This window comes from Galbibacter kalidii (genome assembly GCF_026241135.1).
Lineage (GTDB): Bacteria > Bacteroidota > Bacteroidia > Flavobacteriales > Flavobacteriaceae > Galbibacter.
Map to the genome: position 1 here is coordinate 131797 of NZ_JAPFGA010000012.1, position 16433 is coordinate 148229.

Annotated in this window: 17 protein-coding genes and 1 other RNA gene; 8 read left to right on the plus strand and 10 right to left on the minus strand. The window is 38.9% G+C overall.

Going from position 1 to position 16433, the window contains the following annotated elements; genetic code table 11:
- Positions 1 to 52 precede the first annotated feature (52 nt).
- The 3 genes from OOZ15_RS13075 to OOZ15_RS13085 all read left to right on the plus strand — a co-directional run bounded on the left by OOZ15_RS13075 (position 53) and on the right by OOZ15_RS13085 (position 2113).
- Positions 53 to 868 (plus strand): sugar nucleotide-binding protein, encoded by an 816-nt coding sequence (locus OOZ15_RS13075; RefSeq protein ID WP_265956870.1) that lies wholly within the window; start codon positions 53 to 55, stop codon positions 866 to 868.
- 34 nt (positions 869 to 902) lie between these two features.
- Positions 903 to 1187, plus strand: a complete 285-nt coding sequence (locus OOZ15_RS13080; protein WP_265956871.1) for a 4a-hydroxytetrahydrobiopterin dehydratase — start codon at positions 903 to 905, stop codon at positions 1185 to 1187.
- 203 nt (positions 1188 to 1390) lie between these two features.
- Positions 1391 to 2113 (plus strand): YebC/PmpR family DNA-binding transcriptional regulator, encoded by a 723-nt coding sequence (locus OOZ15_RS13085; RefSeq protein WP_265956872.1) that lies wholly within the window; start codon positions 1391 to 1393, stop codon positions 2111 to 2113.
- Between the two features lie 118 nt (positions 2114 to 2231).
- Here the strand turns inward: OOZ15_RS13085 and OOZ15_RS13090 are convergent, their stop codons facing one another.
- The 6 genes from OOZ15_RS13090 to OOZ15_RS13115 are packed head-to-tail and all read right to left on the minus strand — an operon-like array spanning position 2232 to position 7436.
- The gene (locus OOZ15_RS13090) at positions 2232 to 2777 is read right to left on the minus strand and encodes a 1-acyl-sn-glycerol-3-phosphate acyltransferase (RefSeq protein WP_265956873.1); all 546 of its coding nucleotides are present in this window, start codon (positions 2775 to 2777) and stop codon (positions 2232 to 2234) included.
- Positions 2778 to 3860 carry an iron-containing alcohol dehydrogenase family protein gene (locus OOZ15_RS13095; RefSeq protein WP_265956874.1) on the minus strand — a complete coding sequence of 361 codons (1083 nt, stop codon included), beginning with the start codon at positions 3858 to 3860 and terminating at the stop codon, positions 2778 to 2780.
- Between the two features lie 60 nt (positions 3861 to 3920).
- A complete protein-coding gene (locus OOZ15_RS13100) occupies positions 3921 to 4628 on the minus strand; it encodes an HAD family hydrolase (RefSeq protein WP_265956875.1) in 708 nt (235 codons plus the stop codon).
- Positions 4619 to 5347: a 3-deoxy-manno-octulosonate cytidylyltransferase gene (gene kdsB / locus OOZ15_RS13105; protein ID WP_265956876.1), complete on the minus strand. Its 729-nt coding sequence runs from the start codon at positions 5345 to 5347 to the stop codon at positions 4619 to 4621. Before kdsB ends, OOZ15_RS13100 begins: the two co-directional genes overlap by 10 nt.
- A gap of 51 nt (positions 5348 to 5398) precedes the next feature.
- Positions 5399 to 5965 carry a DUF4126 domain-containing protein gene (locus tag OOZ15_RS13110; protein WP_265956877.1) on the minus strand — a complete coding sequence of 189 codons (567 nt, stop codon included), beginning with the start codon at positions 5963 to 5965 and terminating at the stop codon, positions 5399 to 5401.
- Positions 5966 to 6008: 43 nt separating this feature from the next.
- Positions 6009 to 7436: an ATP-dependent DNA helicase gene (locus OOZ15_RS13115; protein WP_265956878.1), complete on the minus strand. Its 1428-nt coding sequence runs from the start codon at positions 7434 to 7436 to the stop codon at positions 6009 to 6011.
- 109 nt (positions 7437 to 7545) lie between these two features.
- Between OOZ15_RS13115 and OOZ15_RS13120 the strand changes: the two genes are divergently transcribed.
- The 3 genes from OOZ15_RS13120 to OOZ15_RS13130 are packed head-to-tail and all read left to right on the plus strand — an operon-like array spanning position 7546 to position 9546.
- Positions 7546 to 8196, plus strand: coding sequence for a hypothetical protein (locus tag OOZ15_RS13120; protein ID WP_265956879.1), 651 nt, complete (start codon positions 7546 to 7548; stop codon positions 8194 to 8196).
- Positions 8174 to 9010, plus strand: coding sequence for a DUF3822 family protein (locus tag OOZ15_RS13125; protein WP_265956880.1), 837 nt, complete (start codon positions 8174 to 8176; stop codon positions 9008 to 9010). Before OOZ15_RS13120 ends, OOZ15_RS13125 begins: the two co-directional genes overlap by 23 nt.
- A complete protein-coding gene (locus OOZ15_RS13130) occupies positions 9010 to 9546 on the plus strand; it encodes an RsmD family RNA methyltransferase (RefSeq protein WP_265956881.1) in 537 nt (178 codons plus the stop codon). The genes OOZ15_RS13125 and OOZ15_RS13130 overlap by 1 nt, the downstream gene beginning before the upstream one ends.
- Positions 9547 to 9559: 13 nt before the next feature.
- On the opposite strand, the gene rnpB is transcribed toward OOZ15_RS13130, so the two are convergent.
- Positions 9560 to 9869: RNase P RNA component class A (gene rnpB / locus OOZ15_RS13135), an RNA gene on the minus strand.
- 167 nt (positions 9870 to 10036) lie between these two features.
- Between rnpB and dnaX the strand changes: the two genes are divergently transcribed.
- Positions 10037 to 11758, plus strand: a complete 1722-nt coding sequence (gene dnaX / locus OOZ15_RS13140) for a DNA polymerase III subunit gamma/tau (protein WP_265956882.1) — start codon at positions 10037 to 10039, stop codon at positions 11756 to 11758.
- A gap of 212 nt (positions 11759 to 11970) precedes the next feature.
- Entirely contained in the window at positions 11971 to 12552 is a 582-nt protein-coding gene (locus OOZ15_RS13145; RefSeq protein WP_265956883.1) for a MiaE family protein, read from the plus strand.
- On the opposite strand, the gene OOZ15_RS13150 is transcribed toward OOZ15_RS13145, so the two are convergent.
- From OOZ15_RS13150 to OOZ15_RS13160, 3 genes are read right to left on the minus strand one after another with little or no spacing between them, the layout of a single operon-like run.
- Positions 12549 to 13457 (minus strand): Ppx/GppA phosphatase family protein, encoded by a 909-nt coding sequence (locus tag OOZ15_RS13150; RefSeq protein ID WP_265956902.1) that lies wholly within the window; start codon positions 13455 to 13457, stop codon positions 12549 to 12551. The two genes, OOZ15_RS13145 and OOZ15_RS13150, sit on opposite strands and share 4 nt — an antisense overlap.
- A 9-nt stretch (positions 13458 to 13466) precedes the next feature.
- On the minus strand, positions 13467 to 15581 hold the full coding sequence (ppk1, locus tag OOZ15_RS13155; RefSeq protein WP_265956884.1) for a polyphosphate kinase 1: 2115 nt from the start codon (positions 15579 to 15581) through the stop codon (positions 13467 to 13469).
- Positions 15582 to 16067, minus strand: coding sequence for a SixA phosphatase family protein (locus tag OOZ15_RS13160; RefSeq protein ID WP_265956885.1), 486 nt, complete (start codon positions 16065 to 16067; stop codon positions 15582 to 15584).
- Positions 16068 to 16433 lie beyond the last annotated feature (366 nt).

Sequence of the window (16433 nt, forward strand, 5' to 3'; positions counted from 1 at the left end):
TTGGATTTATAATGAATACCAATTTAGGATATTAATTTAGGAAAAGGATTTTTTGAAAAAAATACTAATCATAGGAGCCAGTGGATTTATAGGTGGAGCTCTCTACAAGGAGCTCTGCCCATATTATGATACCTACGGAACATATCACACCGGAAAAATTTATTCCGGAAATAAACATTTTTTCCGATTCAATATGGAAACTGATGATATTTTCGGGGTACTTTCGGCTGTCCGCCCTAATATTATCATCTCTGCGCTTCGAGGCGATTTTGAAGCTCAATTGGAAACACACTCGCATCTTATCCAATATTGCCGGTCTTTCAACAGCAAGCTTATTTTTTTATCCTCAGCCAATGTTTTTGATGCGTTCAGCAATTTCCCTTCTTATGAATTCGACAAAACTTTGTCCATGAGCAAATACGGGAAGTTCAAGATCAAAATTGAAACCGCTTTGATGAAGCAACTTCCTGAAAAAAAATATGTTATTGCACGATTACCTATGGTTTTCGGAAGTAATTCTCCCCGATTGAAGGAATTAAAATATCATATCAGTAAAAACGAAGCCTACGAAGTTTTCCCCGATCTGGTGATGAATGTCACCAATGCCGATAAACTCGCACAGCAGATCCATTATATCATCAACAGAAAAAAGAAAGGTATCTACCATTTAGGAAGTTCCGATCTGATCCATCATGATGAATTCATCAAAGAAATCATCAAAGCGCTAGAGTTCAACACTCCCTTGTTGAAAAACGTTTATACCTCCAATTTTGACCGATTTTTGGCTGTTTTACCCAAAGACAATAAGCTTCCGAAGCATTTAATATTTAGTCATTTTGATATTATCAACGAATTAAAGCTTCATTAAATTTCGTTTTTATATTTTTATAGAAAATGTCAAAATGAAGAAGCTGGAAAAACAAGAAATACAAGAACGGATAAAAACATTGAATTTTTGGGATTATGAAGACGGATATTTAGTCACTTCTTTAGATTTCAAATCCTTTTCTGATGCCTTTGCCATGATGACCCGTATTGCTTTTGAAGCTGAGGCCTTACAACATCATCCGGAGTGGACCAATGTGTACAACAACCTTACCATTCGCCTCAACACACACGATGTTGATGGTATTACTGAAAAAGATTTTAAGTTGGCCGAAAAAATCGAAGCCATCATAAAAGGTTAAGTCAACTACCTCTGCGTAAGCTCACGAGGCAATAGGTGGGAAAACCTGAAAAATATTTTAACGCCCGCCTGAATGGAACGGACAGGCAAGCCTCGGAGCATTCAAAATCTCACCTAGTGAGGAAAATTCCGTACAAACTCATAGTCATGGGTTTTCTTTTTTTATTTATTTTTGCGGATAATTCATAACGAATACTATTTTTTATGGGAAGAGCTTTTGAGTTTAGGAAAGCGAGAAAAATGAAGCGTTGGGCAGCAATGGCCAAAACCTTTACCCGCATTGGGAAAGATATTGTAATTGCCGTTAAAGAAGGAGGTCCAGATCCGGATGCCAATGCCCGTCTAAGAGCCGTGATGCAAAATGCCAAAGCGGCCAATATGCCCAAAGACAATATTGAAAGGGCGATTAAGCGTGCTACTGACAAAAACACCGAAAACTATAAAGAAGTTCTTTTTGAAGGCTATGGCCCACACGGAATTGCCATTCTCATTGAAACAGCAACCGACAACAACAACCGAACCGTGGCTAATATCCGTAGTTATTTCAATAAATGTGACGGAAGTTTAGGCACCAGTGGTTCAGTAGAGTTTATGTTTGATCATACCTGTAACTTCAGGATTTCTGCTGAAGGCATGGATCCCGAAGAACTGGAATTGGAGATGATTGATTTTGGTGCTGAAGAGGTTTTTGTTGATGATGATGGTATATTGATCTACGCACCGTTTGAAAGTTTTGGTACTATTCAAAAAGAATTGGAAGGACGAAATATCGAAATCTTATCTTCCGGGTTTGAGCGAATTCCACAAGTCACCAAAAAGTTATCCCCTGGTGAAACAGCAGATATTGAAAAACTTTTGGAGAAAATCGAGGAAGACGACGACGTTCAAAACGTGTATCACACCATGGAGGAAACAACTGATGAATAAATAATCAGTATTTGACTGTTGTTGTAAACTACCTGTTTCGGAACAGGTTCAAGAAGCATTAGGCAGAAAACCTAAAAAAACATATCTACACTAGCAATCAGAATATACCAAATATCACTTAGTGAGTAAATGAATTTTCAGGGATTTTACCCACTACACCAGCGTAGTTGCTATACATAAAATCAAAATCGGATTTCATATCATCTGAAGGATAAAAAGGAGGTTCAACACGAACCTCTTTATTTTTATAATCCAATGCCGCCATCACAATCGGCACCCCTGCTCCTTTTGCGATGTAGTAAAATCCCGTTTTCCAAGTATCAACCTTCTCCCGGGTTCCTTCCGGGGCAATAGCCAGTCTGAATTCCTTCCGTTCTTCAAAAATGCTAACAATAGCATCGACCGTATTGCTGTTCTTCGAGCGATCTATTGGCGCTCCTCCCATCCATCGGAAATACCAACCAAACGGGGAGTCAAACAGTTCTTTTTTTGCTACATAATTGATTTTGATTTTAACGATGCTTCGCACCAACGCCCCGATGTAGAAATCATGCCAACTGGTATGTGGTGCTACAATGATAATATACTTGTCTAATGGCGGGAAACTACCAATGAGTTTCCATCCCAATAATTTGAAGAAAATCCATTTAGACAAAAAAATCATTTACATCTTTTCGTAAAGACTCCTCAAAAGTTCTGGAGTGATTGTATCTTTCCAGTTCTTGCCACAGGCATTCTCCCAAAGCGGGTCCAATCCCATGGCTATGTTGATCATTGTGTCAAAATCCTTATCTGAAAGTCCGGCACAGACACCCTGAGGCAATTTAACTCCGTGTTTTTCTTTCATTTTCTTAAAGAGCGCTACCCCTTCCGGATAGAAATCTTCCAGATGATCAAAAACAATACAGTTTCCTATACCGTGTTTTGTTCCCAACAGATATGAGAGTCCGTAACTCATGGCATGTGCTACTCCCACTTGGGAATATGCAATACTCATCCCTCCGTGCCACGAAGCCATCATCAATTTATCTTGCGCCTCTTCTTCAGTTAAGTCTCCATTATAAAAAACTTCGTTACACAGCTCTTGGGCTTTCTCGCCATAACTTTGACTAAAAGCATTCAGGTAAGTTCCGTTTAACGACTCTACACAGTGGATATAACAATCCATTCCTGTATAAAACCATTGATCTTTAGGCACACCCCTTGTAAGTTCCGGATCCAACACCACCTGATCGAAAGGCGTGAAGTCGGAATTGATCCCCAATTTCTTGTCCGGCCCGGTCAAAACCGTTGTTCGGGAAACTTCGGCCCCGGTTCCGCTAATGGTTGGAATCCCCACATGATAAACAGCTTCTTTGTTAACCAAGTCCCATCCTTGATAATCTTCTGTTTTTCCTTTGCTGGTTAACATAATGGCTACCGCTTTTGCGATATCCATCATCGTTCCACCGCCTATACCTATAATTCCCGATGGTGTTTCGGGCGATTCTTTTCTTATCTTTTCTACAAGCGTATCTATCTGTTCCGTTTTCGGTTCTTCTTCCGCAGAAATAAAAATAATGCGGTCATTGAACATTACCGGAATTCTAGAAACCACCCAATCATTATTTTCAAAAACATCGTCCACCAAAAAAATAAATGGTGCATCGGCGTTTTTACGCTTGGGCATCAATATTTCTCCTAACTGTCCAAAACTCCCTCTCCCAAACACAACTTTGGGAACCATTGGAAAATTTTTATACTTCATGTATGCTTTTTAATTTTTAAACCTAAATACCTACAAATTATATTTCTAAACTTCTGCTTTTTATATAAGCTCCAATATTTCCTTGATATTGCCTACTGTTTTATACGTTCCATTTACTTCTTTCACTTCTTTATCGTGTACCTTTTCATGTTCCCATGTGGTATGAAAAGGAACGTGTATTGCTTTTGCTCCGATATTGGCCAAAGGCAATACATCTGATTTTAATGAATTACCGACCATTAAAAACTCGTCAATATTTATCTCCAAATGCTCCAAAAGGTTTTTATAGTTACTTTCCTTTTTGTCACTTAGCACCTCAATATGGTGAAAATATTTGGAAAGTCCGGATTTTTCCAATTTTCGCTCCTGATCCAGCAAATCCCCTTTTGTTAATAAGATGATCCTGTACTTATCAACAAGCGAACTCAGCACTTCTTCCACCCCATCTAAAACCTCTACCGGCTTCATGATCATTTCTTTCCCCAAATCCATTATTTCGGAAATGGATGCTGCATTTATCCTACCATTAGATAAGTCAATCGCACTTTCTATCATGGACAACACAAAACCCTTAATCCCGTAACCGTAGATGTCCAGGTTTTTCATTTCCATTTTAAAAAGCTCTTGATCTATTTTATTTTCTGTTTCGTATGCCGACAAGAGCTTGGCAAATTCATGTTCTGTGTCCCTAAAATAGGTTTCATTAACCCAAAGGGTGTCATCGGCATCAAAACCAATTACTTTTATGTCCTTATAGGCTATTTCCATACTTTTTTTGCTCGTTCCAGATCTTCCGGAGTATCAATTTCTATCCCCTGAACATCGGTTTCAACCATTTTAATCTTTTTTCCGTATTCCAAATAGCGAATTGCTTCTATTTTTTCTGCAGCTTCAAGTGTACGCATAGGCAGATGGTAAAAATCGACTATGGCTTCTTTTCTAAAGGCATATACCCCTTTGTGTTTAAAATAATTTACTTGAATTTCTTTATCTCTTGGATATGGAATCGGAGAACGTGAAAAATAGAGTGCGAAACCACGATGATCGGTTATAACTTTCACCGTATTGGGGTTGTTGATCTCATCCCAATCATCAATTCGTGTCATCAATGAAGCCAAATCAACTTCTTTTTCATGGTCTTCCCGGAAGACTTCTATCACCTTTTTAAGACTTGCCTTATCTGTAAAAGGTTCATCTCCCTGCACATTGACAACAATATCAATATCCATCTTCTCTACCGCTTCAGCTATTCTATCACTTCCACAATCATGTTCTTTAACACTCATGATCGCTTTTCCGCCATTGCTTTCTATTTCCTTATAGATAATTTCACTGTCGGTCACCACAAAAACATCGTCAAATAAACCTGTATTTACCGTGGCTTTATAGGTGCGCAATATAACCGTCTCCCCTCCCAAGTCTTGCATTAACTTCCCGGGAAAACGAGATGCGGCATATCTTGCCGGTATCATGGATATTATTTTCATACGTTTTTCAACCTTTATGAACAAACAAATGTAAGGGATATAATCGAGAATTTACTTCTTGACACCCTTGAGTTTTTTATAGAACCAAAATATAAACAATAAAATAATGACTACCAGAATAATAGCTAATATAGGGGAAAATATTGATGCCAAGGACATCGCAGTAGCACTCCCCGTCTCTACCGTAGAGACCACCGGATTTCCCAATCCGGCCGTCGAAGCAGATGATGTTAAACGTGTTCCGGCCGATGCTCCTTTTACAAGGCTTGCCGTTCCGCCTCCGGCTATGATAGCCAATGACCAGGTCACCACCGGCGGGAGGTCGGCTACTGTAGAAACCATAACTGCCGTTCCTGCAATAGCTGCCAAAGGAACTGCAATCGTATCCAGAAGATTATCGACAAACGGAATATAGTAAGCGAAAATTTCGAGTAGCATAGCCACACCCAGCACAACCAATGCCGGAATGGAGCCTATCCACTCCCAGCTATCACTGAGGCCAATCACATTAAAATGGGCAGCCAGACTCATGACAAACAATGGTAAAAAGACCCTAAATCCGACCGATGCTGCCAAACCAATCCCTAAAAAAATGCTGATAATTGTTTCTGAAGTCATTTTCAAAATTTAAAACTCCTAAAAATAATAATTTTAGTTGAAATCACCCATCAACAAAGAAATCATCTTTAAAACCAATGAGATACAGTTTGTCTTTCGCCCGTGTAACAGCAGTGTACAACCAACGCAAATATTCCCTGTCTATCCCGTTTGGCATATAGGGTTGCTCTATAAAAACTGTGTCCCATTGTCCTCCCTGGCTCTTATGGCATGTAATCGCATAAGAGAATTTCACTTGTAAGGCGTTGAAATACTTATTGTTTTTTACTTTGAGAAATTTACGGTATTTGGAGGTTTCGTCTTCATAATCTTTTGTTACCTCTTGATAGAGTCGATTCCCGTCTTCGTAGGAAAGTGCAGGAGAATTCACATCGAGTGTGTCCAACAATAAAACCGTTTCAAAAGGTTTCATATTGGGGTAATCGACCATTTTAACTTTCACTTCAGCAAACTTAAATCCGTACAACTCTTTAATTGAAAAGATTTCCAATACCTCAATAATATCCCCATTGGCAATAAATCCGGCTTCAGAACTTGTTTTTACCCAAAAATAATTGTTTTTGACCACCATTAAATAATCACCGGATGCCAATTCATTTTCCAAAAAAAGAATCCGACCCCGTATTTGCTGATTGTAGAGGTTGGCACGTTTGTTCGACCGCACTATAATGGCTGTGTCTTCCTTGCCGTTATTACTGTACGATTCGTTGATGGCGTCTTGAATTTCATATCCATCCACCAAACGGACAATATCGGTAAATCCGTTGGTTTGAAATTTAAAATCCGATACAAAATCATCCTGTAATTGCTCCCTCAAATTGGTGGCGTTCAAAAGAATTCCCGAATCGAGCTGTTGGCGCACCACTTCGTCAAGTTCTATTTTTTGCACCTCCTTATTATAATTCAGTGAAAGTGTATTCTCGTTGAGTGCCGGACTCAGGTCAAGGTGAACCGGAGGCAACTGGGCGGTATCCCCTAACAATATCAATTTACAATTATGTCCGGAATAGACATACATTAAAAGGTCGTCCAAAAGTGACCCGTTGTCAAATATTTTAGAATCAGCAGCAACATCCGGAATCATTGAGGCCTCATCTACAATAAAAATGGTGTTTTTATGCTTATTGGGTGCCAAAACAAACTTTACCCCTGCTCCTTTTTGATTTTTGGGGAAGTAAATATGTTTGTGGATAGTAAAAGCGGTTCTCCCCGAATAATTTGTAATTACCTTGGCAGCCCGCCCTGTAGGAGCCAACAAAACCGATTTCCTCATGGTTTTCCATAAATTATTGACCAAAGCCCCTATAATGGTAGTTTTTCCCGTTCCGGCAAATCCCTTTAACAAGAAAAGTTCGTTCTCGACATCTGAATAAACAAAATTTGAAAGTTGCTGAAGCACAATATCTTGCTTGCTGGTGGGAATGTGAGGAAACTTTTCTTTCAGTAATTTATAAAATGATGATGCGTCCATAAAATCTATTTCTATGCCAAAATTAGTGATGTTTTTTTAGGGGATATCTTTCACGAATGAAAAAAAATTGTAGATTTGCGTAAAACCTCTTTAATTCAAAAATTAAAAAATGAAGACAGTAATACAAATTGCTCTTTGGCTTTTAAGTATTTTTTTCGCGTATCAGATCTACAATTCTGTTATGCAGCCTATCAAGTTTGACGAAGTTAAGAAAGAAAGATACTCGGCCGTTATTAAAAAGTTAAAAAATATTAGGGATGCTCAAGAAGCGCATAGGGTTGTTACCGGTAAATTTGCTAAGGACTTTCCTAGTTTGATCAAATTTATAGATACGGCACAGTTTACCCTTACACAGCAAAGAGACTCTTCTTATATGGAATATGATGAAACTTATCGTATTGATATGGAAAGAGAGGTTAAAGTTATCGATACCTTAGGATTTGTTCCCGTAAAAGATTCTTTATTTGGAGGGGCAGACAACTACAAATCTTTAGCTACGGTTCCTTATGCTCAAAACAATGAGAAATATACCATGAAAGCTGATATAATCAATGCTAATGGGTTTAATGCTCCTGTTTTTGAAGTAAAAGTCGACAAGTCTGTGGTTTTATATGACCAACCTCAAGATTTAGTAGACAAAGAAAAAGCGGCAATTTCCGTAGAAGAAGTAAATGGCCCTGAAATTAAAGTAGGTAGCCTTACAGAGGTAAGCACAAGTGCAAACTGGCCACCGTATTATGACACTCCACAAGACAAGTAATAACATACTTCACACATCTTTTAAAGAACTGTCCATTCAGGTTAGCTTGAGTGGACTTTCTTTTTGTATCTTGGATACTGTAGAAAACGAGATCGAAACGCTGGATACTATCAGCTTTGAAGCTCAATCCAATCCTGAAAGTTTGATCACCCATATAGGTAACTGGTTTGAAAAAGACCAGATCAAAGATCGAACTTTCAATAAAATTATGGTCATTCATGAAAATGAATTGTCTTCTTTTGTACCAAAGTCGATGTTCAATGAGAGTAACCTCTCCGACTACTTAAAATATAATGTAAAGATCTTGGGGAACGACTACATTAATTATGACGAACTCAAAAGTTACGATCTATACAATGTCTATGTCCCTTTTACCAATATAAACAATTATTTATTCGAAAAGTTTGGAAGCTTCGAATACAAACACTTTTCCTCTGTTTTGGTTGAGACTCTCATTAATGCTTCTAAAATAGGTGACAAACACACCATATATGTCTATATTGCTCAAAAACACTTTGAAATTATTGTCCTTTATCAAAAAAAGCTAGTGTTATACAATACTTTCCAGTATCAGGAAAAAGAAGATTTTATATACTACTTACTTTTTACCATAGAGCAACTTCATTTAAACCCCGAAGAAACCCCTACGTATTTGTTGGGAGATGTTACTGAAGATAGTGAACTCTTTGAAATTGCATACAAATATATCCGCCATTTGGAAATTGGCGACAGCTATTACCCTAAAAAATTTGACAAAAAAGTAACCAATCTAATCAACAGCTCAAAAACATTGGTACTACTTAACAGTTTTTAATGCGGATCATTTCAGGAAAATATAAAGGAAAAAGGCTTATGGCGCCACAAAAATTGCCTGTAAGACCTACAACGGACTTTGCAAAGGAGGCTTTGTTCAACATTCTTAACAATCAGTTTTATTTTGATGAATTGACAGTCACAGATCTTTTTGCCGGTACCGGGAATATCAGTTTTGAATTTGCCAGCCGTGGTGCAAAAAGTATTACAGCTGTTGACAATCATGCCGGTTGTGTGCAATACATCAGTAAAATTAAAAACGAATTGGATTTTCCTATTCAAACCGTTAAAAGCGATGTTTTCACTTATTTGGAAAAAACACGACAAAAGGCCGATATCATTTTTACTGATCCGCCTTATGACTTTTCCCTAGAGCAATTCAGTAAAATTCCCGAACTAGTACAAAAACAAGAGCTCTTAAACGAAGGCGGACTGTTGATTGTAGAACATTCCAAACATACCGACCTAAGCGAATGCCCCGGGTATAGCGAGCACCGAAAATATGGCGGAAGTGTTTTTACTTTTTTTGAATTTTAATTGGAATGATTTTATAAAAAAGCAGGCCATAAGCCGGATTCTGTGTCACGCGGAACGTGATCCTTATCATTTATCTGGACTTTACATTACTGCAAAGTTCTAGCCGCCTACCCTCCAATATCGGGCGCGTAACCCTCAGGCATTGGTATACATGGCGTTGCACCGCATAGAGTTTACCTGATTTCACTACAGCATTACCTGTACATCCTTTCTTTTGCACTTGTCCTGTCCGTTTAAACGAACGGCGGCTGTTAGCCGCTATGCTACGCTATGGTGTCCGGACTTTCCTCCCCTGTACTGAACTTGTTTCAGTACCTGTTTCAACATAACAAAAAGCTACAAAATAGATCCCGAAACAAGTTCAACACAAGAGCGATAAGGTGGCCTGCAGCGCAAAAATAGTGTTTTTTAAAGTAGAATTGTTAATAATTTCAGACAAAATAAATCTTGAAAAAGGCATAATACCAATTCAATTTTTATCTTTGTTACGATGGAACACTTTGTAGTATCGGCACGGAAATACAGACCCAAAACCTTTAAGGATGTTGTTGGACAACAAGCCATCACCAACACCTTGCTCAACGCCATTGAAAACAATCATTTAGCTCAAGCATTGTTGTTTTGTGGTCCGCGTGGTGTAGGAAAAACAACCTGTGCACGGATTTTGGCCAAGAAGATCAACGAGGACGGTACGCAGAGTGAAGACGAAGATTTTGCTTTCAATATTTTTGAACTGGATGCCGCTTCCAACAACTCCGTTGACGATATCCGAAGTTTGATCGATCAAGTGAGGATACCGCCACAGGTGGGCAAATATAAAGTGTATATCATCGACGAGGTGCATATGCTCTCCCAAGCAGCTTTCAACGCTTTTTTGAAAACGCTGGAAGAACCGCCAAAACACGCTATTTTTATTTTAGCAACCACCGAAAAACACAAAATCATCCCCACCATCCTATCGCGTTGTCAGATTTTTGACTTTAAACGGATTACCGTTAAGGATGCTAAAGAATATTTAAAATATATCGCAGAAAGTCAAGGTATAGAAGCCGAAGACGATGCCCTCCACATTATTGCGCAAAAAGCAGACGGAGCAATGCGCGACGCACTCTCTATCTTTGACCGGGTAGTGAGCTATACCGGAAAAAAACTAACCCGAAAGGCCGTTACCGAGAACCTGAATGTACTCGATTATCAGACGTATTTTGAGGCTACCGATCTGATTCTGGATGGTGATATCCCTCAATTATTGATCAACTTCAATAAAATCCTTTCGTTAGGTTTTGACGGACATCATTTTATATCGGGGCTAGCTTCCCATTTCCGTGACCTTTTGGTTTGTCAGAACGAAGCCACTATTCCATTGCTTGAAGTTGGGGACGAAACCAAACAAAAATACCTCGAACAAAGTAAAAAAGCAGCTCGTGATTTTCTGCTGAAAGGCATAGAACTTGCTAATGAATGCGATCTGAGTTACAGAAACAGTAAAAATCAGCGGCTGTTAGTCGAACTTTGCCTCATGCAGCTTGCCTCCATCAATCACGATGGAGAAAAAAAAAAGACTGATCGCTTCATAATCCCCCCTTCATTTTACAAAGTTGATACTGAAAAAACTTCAGAAGTAAAAAAAGAAGCCGTAAAACCTTCAGTAACTCAAGAGCCTGAAGTTGTTACAACTGTTCAGCAAGATCAGCAAGAAAAACCTGCGGCTGATCCTCCAAAAAAACCGGCCGTTAAAATCAATCCCAAGGGGAGTGTTTCCGGATTATCCATATCCGGACTTAAAAAGAAAAAACAGCACGAACTCGCCAAGAAAAACCAAATTGTTGATGAGAGTAACCTTCCGAAAGACTCTTTCGAAGAAAGCACCATGCAAGAATATTGGAGCAAATATGTAAAGAAGATCGACAAGGAAGGAAAAAAAATATTGGGTTCCGCATTAGGGTCAGACACCCCAAAAATGAAGAACGAGACTACTATTTGGATTGAACTCCCTAACGACACCCTGAAAAAAGAGGTGGAACGGGATCAATATCCGTTGATGGAGTACCTAAAAAAACACCTTAACAACTACCATATCGAACTCTACATCACCGTGAACGAAGCGGCAGAAAAGCAATATGCCTTTACCCCTCGGGAAAAATATGAAAAACTAAAGGAGAAAAATCCGCTTATCGATAAACTGCGAAAGGATTTTGATCTTGATGTGTAGGTAATTTAATATGCTGCTCCTAAGGAGCTCAAAGCAAAACTTATCGAGAGGTCATTGGGTTTTGTACTTTTAAAATGAGGCCTCGACTGCGCTCGACCTGACAGCATTATCTCAAAATAATTTATCTTCAGCCAAATATAAATTGAACTGGCGTTAAATGTATAACTCTAAAAACACCTTATATTTGCATCAGAATTAAGAATCGGAGTATTATGCTGGGTTTAAAATTACCGACCGACCCGAGATGGGTGAACATTGTCGAGAAGAATATTGAAGAAATTTTAACCGATCATGCCTTTTGTGAACAAAAAGCGGCAAGTACGGCTATTTCTTTTATCGTACTATTTCCGGAGTATACTGAACTGGTACAGGAAATGACGGCTTTGGTCAAAGAAGAAATCAGTCATTTTAAAATGGTTCACGACAAGATCATTGCCCGTGGTTGGATCTTGGGAAGGGATCGAAAAGACGAATATGTGAACAAGCTTTTGACTTTCTTCCCCAAAGGTGGTAGTAGAACTACTTTTTTGGTGCATAAACTCTTATATGCCGGTTTGATTGAAGCGCGAAGCTGCGAACGCTTCCGCTTATTATCTGAAGAACTTGAAGACGAAGAATTACGTGATTTTTACAGAAATTTGATGGTGAGCGAAGCCAATCACTACACTATGTTTTTAGGGTTTGCCCGTAAATACGGAGACACCGAAGAAGTGAACAAAAAATGGCAAGCCTTATTAGATTTTGAAGCGGAAATCATGAAAGAGCTCGGTAAAAAAGAAACTATCCACGGTTAGATAATATTGGTTTTCTCTTTTTCGATATTATAAAGAAGTTTTATAATACCGTCGGAAAGTCCGATTTTAGGCACGTGGATTTTTTTAGCACCACTCCACTTTGACGCATTCAAATAAATACGTGATGCCGGAATGATTACATCTGCCCTATCCTGATTTAAACCAAGTTCGGAGATTCGGTCTTCATAGCTCAGCTCCTTTAAAAACTGATATTGAGCATTCAAATAAATATACGACAAGGGCTTCCCTGGCTTTCTGCCCGACATTTTGAACAATTTATTGATGTTCCCTCCGGAGCCAATGATTTCAATATCCTTGAATTTCTTTGTATTGCTTTTGATCCATTTCTCTATATCATTCCACACTTCCTGAGTGATCATCTCATTCAACAAACGCACAGTTCCCACTTTGTAGGATTTTGAAGTGAGGATCTTTCCGTTGTAAAAAATGGTGAATTCCGTACTTCCTCCCCCCACATCCACATAAAGATAGGTTTTGTCCTTTTGAATCAAATCATGAAGGTCTGTTGAGGTTATAATGGCTGCTTCCTTCTTTCCGTCTATGATCTCAATTTCGATACCTGTCTTTTTTTTGATGATTTCTACTAATTCATTGCCGTTATTCGCTTCCCGCATAGCAGAAGTAGCACAAGCCATATATTTTTCAACTCCGTGTACTTTCATCAGAAGTTTAAACGATTTCATGGCGTCTACCATTCGATCGCAGTTTTGTTCTGATATCTCCCCTACGGTAAATGAATCTTGTCCCAAACGCACAGGAACTCGCACCAAAGAACTCTTTTTAAATTGAGTTTCCCTGCTTTCGCTTTCAATCACATTATTAATCAGTAGTCTTATGGCATTCGATCCAATATCTATAGCCGCAAATTTCCTTATCTTCAAAATAACCCTTCTTTATTTTTTTACAATCTGTTTTTTCAAATAGTACTCATAGGTTTCAAACTGTGATCGTACTTTTACATTCCCTATATTTTTATAAGCATTATCTTGCTTTTCAGAAAACACCCTTGCTTTAACATTATCTCTCCAGCAAATATCAAAAGTTTCCATCATCTCTTGTTTGATATCCTGATCGTAAATAGGACATCCCACCTCTACCCTGAAATCCAGATTTCGAGTCATCCAATCCGCAGAAGAAATATAGCATTTCGGATTGCCTCCGTTGGCAAACATAAACAAGCGGGTGTGTTCCAGGAATCTGTCGACCACACTTATCACCTCTATATTTTCGCTGATCCCGGGAAGACCGGGTATCAAACAACAGGTTCCTCTTATGATCATTTGGATTTTAACACCGTTTCTACTAGCTTCATACAATTTGTCTACCATTTTATAGCTGGTAAAACTGTTCATTTTAATCTTGATATAGGCTTCTTTTCCGGCTTTCGCATTTTCTATCTCTTTATTGATCAATTTAGAGAACACCCGTTTTGTATAGTGCGGAGAAACAATTAAATGTTTGTATTTATTGATCTTGTAATTGGTTTCAAAGAAGTCAAAAACCTTGTTCAATTCCTTCAATATAGGTTGATGGGCAGTGAATAAGGTATAATCGGTATATATTTTGGCGGTATCTTCGTTGAAGTTTCCGGTACTGATAAATCCGTAACGTTTCAGTTTATAATCTTCCAGACGTTCGATAACACAAATCTTACTATGTACTTTTAACCCTTGTACCCCGAAAATCAATTTTACCCCTTCAGATTGCAATTGTTCTGCATATTCAATATTCGCTTCTTCGTCGAATCTCGCCTGCAACTCTATCTGTACCGTTACATCCTTACCGTTCTTAACAGCATTGATCAACGAACTCGCTACCTGCGAATTTTTCGCCAGTCTATAGACCGTGACCTTGATCGATTTTACTTTCGGATCTATCGCAGCCTCCCGCAACAATTTTATCACATTAGAAAATGTATGATACGGAGCATATTGTAAATAATCCTTCTTAGCAATGGCCGCAAACAAGCTATCTTCATGACTTAGTCCTTTTACCGGAAGCGGGGGAAACTTCTTGTACATCAAATCATCACGCCCAAGGCTGGGAAATCCCATATAATCCCTACGGTTGTGGTATCGCCCTCCGGGGATGACACTATCGGTATCATCGATCCCCATTTTGTCTTTTAGAAATTTTAAGGTGTCTTTTTCAATCTCCTTATCATATACAAAACGAACTGGTTCACTGATGCGTCGCCCTTTCACACTCGAAGAAATCTTCTCCATAAAGCTCTTGCTCAGATCACTGTCGATATCCAGTTCGGCATCCCTCGTTATTTTTATCATGTGTGCAGAAAGCGATTCGTAATCGAATATATTGAAGATGTTCCCCATACAATAACGGATCAGGTCGTCGAGAATAATGATGTACTTCTTCTCTCCCTGACTTGGCAACACCACAAAACGGTCGATGGTCCTCGGAATCTCCACCATAGCATACCTCACTGCTTTCGATTTTGCTTTGAAAAGTCCTTTTACCCCACTACTGCTAACTTCCTCCTCGCCTTTCATAATCATTTTTACAGCCAAATAGCCCGCACTATCCTTCAGGTTGGGGATCTCGTCCAAATCACTCAGCATGATGGTTACCAAAGCCGGACTCACCTTATCGTAAAAGTAATTCCGTATAAAATCATTTTGAGCAGAGGTCACTTCATCCCCTTCCTTGATCATAAAGATGTTTTCCTTTTCCAGTTCTTTCTCTATATCACTTAAGATCTTTAAGCTTTCCGTCTGCTGATTGATCACAATTTGCGTGATGTCTTCCATCAAATCCTTCGCCCGGATACCTCCAAGAACACTTTTTCCTGTTTTTCCGGAAAGTGCAATACGTTTTACGGTTGCATAGCGCACCTTAAAAAACTCATCAAGATTGTTTGAAAAAATTCCCAGAAAACGAAGTCGTTCTATAAGTGGTACTGAAGTGGATGCTGCTTCTTGTAGTACTCTGGCATTAAAATCAAGCCAGCTAATCTCCCTATTTATATACTGATACTTTACTTCGTTCATCTACTTTAATTGCTTTGGAAAAATAATTAATTCTGTTATTCCTTTATCTATATCTGCCCATCGATTTGCGTCAAAACGGATACTGACCAATCCCGATGTAGACAGATTATCAATAGATTTATTCCCAAATATATTAGAAATTGACGTGAATGCATGATTGTGACCAAAAATCATAATATTTTTATAGCTTTCGTCCAGATGTTTTATGAAATCAATGACAGATGACCCACCAAAATCGTAAAGTGCATCGGTAACGGTAAGTTTGGAAAGATCAAAGCCCAATTCTTGCATAAAAATAGCGCAAGTATGCAGCGCCCTGTTCGCCGGGCTTGAAAAAACAGCATCTGGTTGAGCGAAATCCTTTTTTATGGCATTGGACACCAATATTGCATCATTGATCCCTCGTTGTTTTAACGGGCGGTCTTTATCGGAAACATCATAATCCCAGGATGATTTTCCATGTCTTACTAAAGTGAGTGTCTTCATTTTTCGTTACTTATCGTTGATCTTCTATTGCTTATCGTTCAAAACGGGTTGCTCCAAGCTGCGTATCCATTGCTTAACATCGCTTGCCTATTGCTTCCCGTTACATTTGCGTTGCTACCCATTCGAGTTGGGCTGCTACCGGTTTAAAATGCATTGCTACCTGCTAAAGTTGTGTTGCTACCGGCTCAAAACGTGTTGCTACCCGTTGGTTTTTGGTTGCTACTCGGTTAAAACGGGTTGCTACCGGCTTATTTTTGGTTGCTACTGCTTGGTTTTCCTGTGCTACCTGTCAAAGTTGTGCTGCTACCTCCAGTTTGCAACTGGTGGTAAGGGTACATAAGCTGTTGGCTTTTCACGGATTGCAAA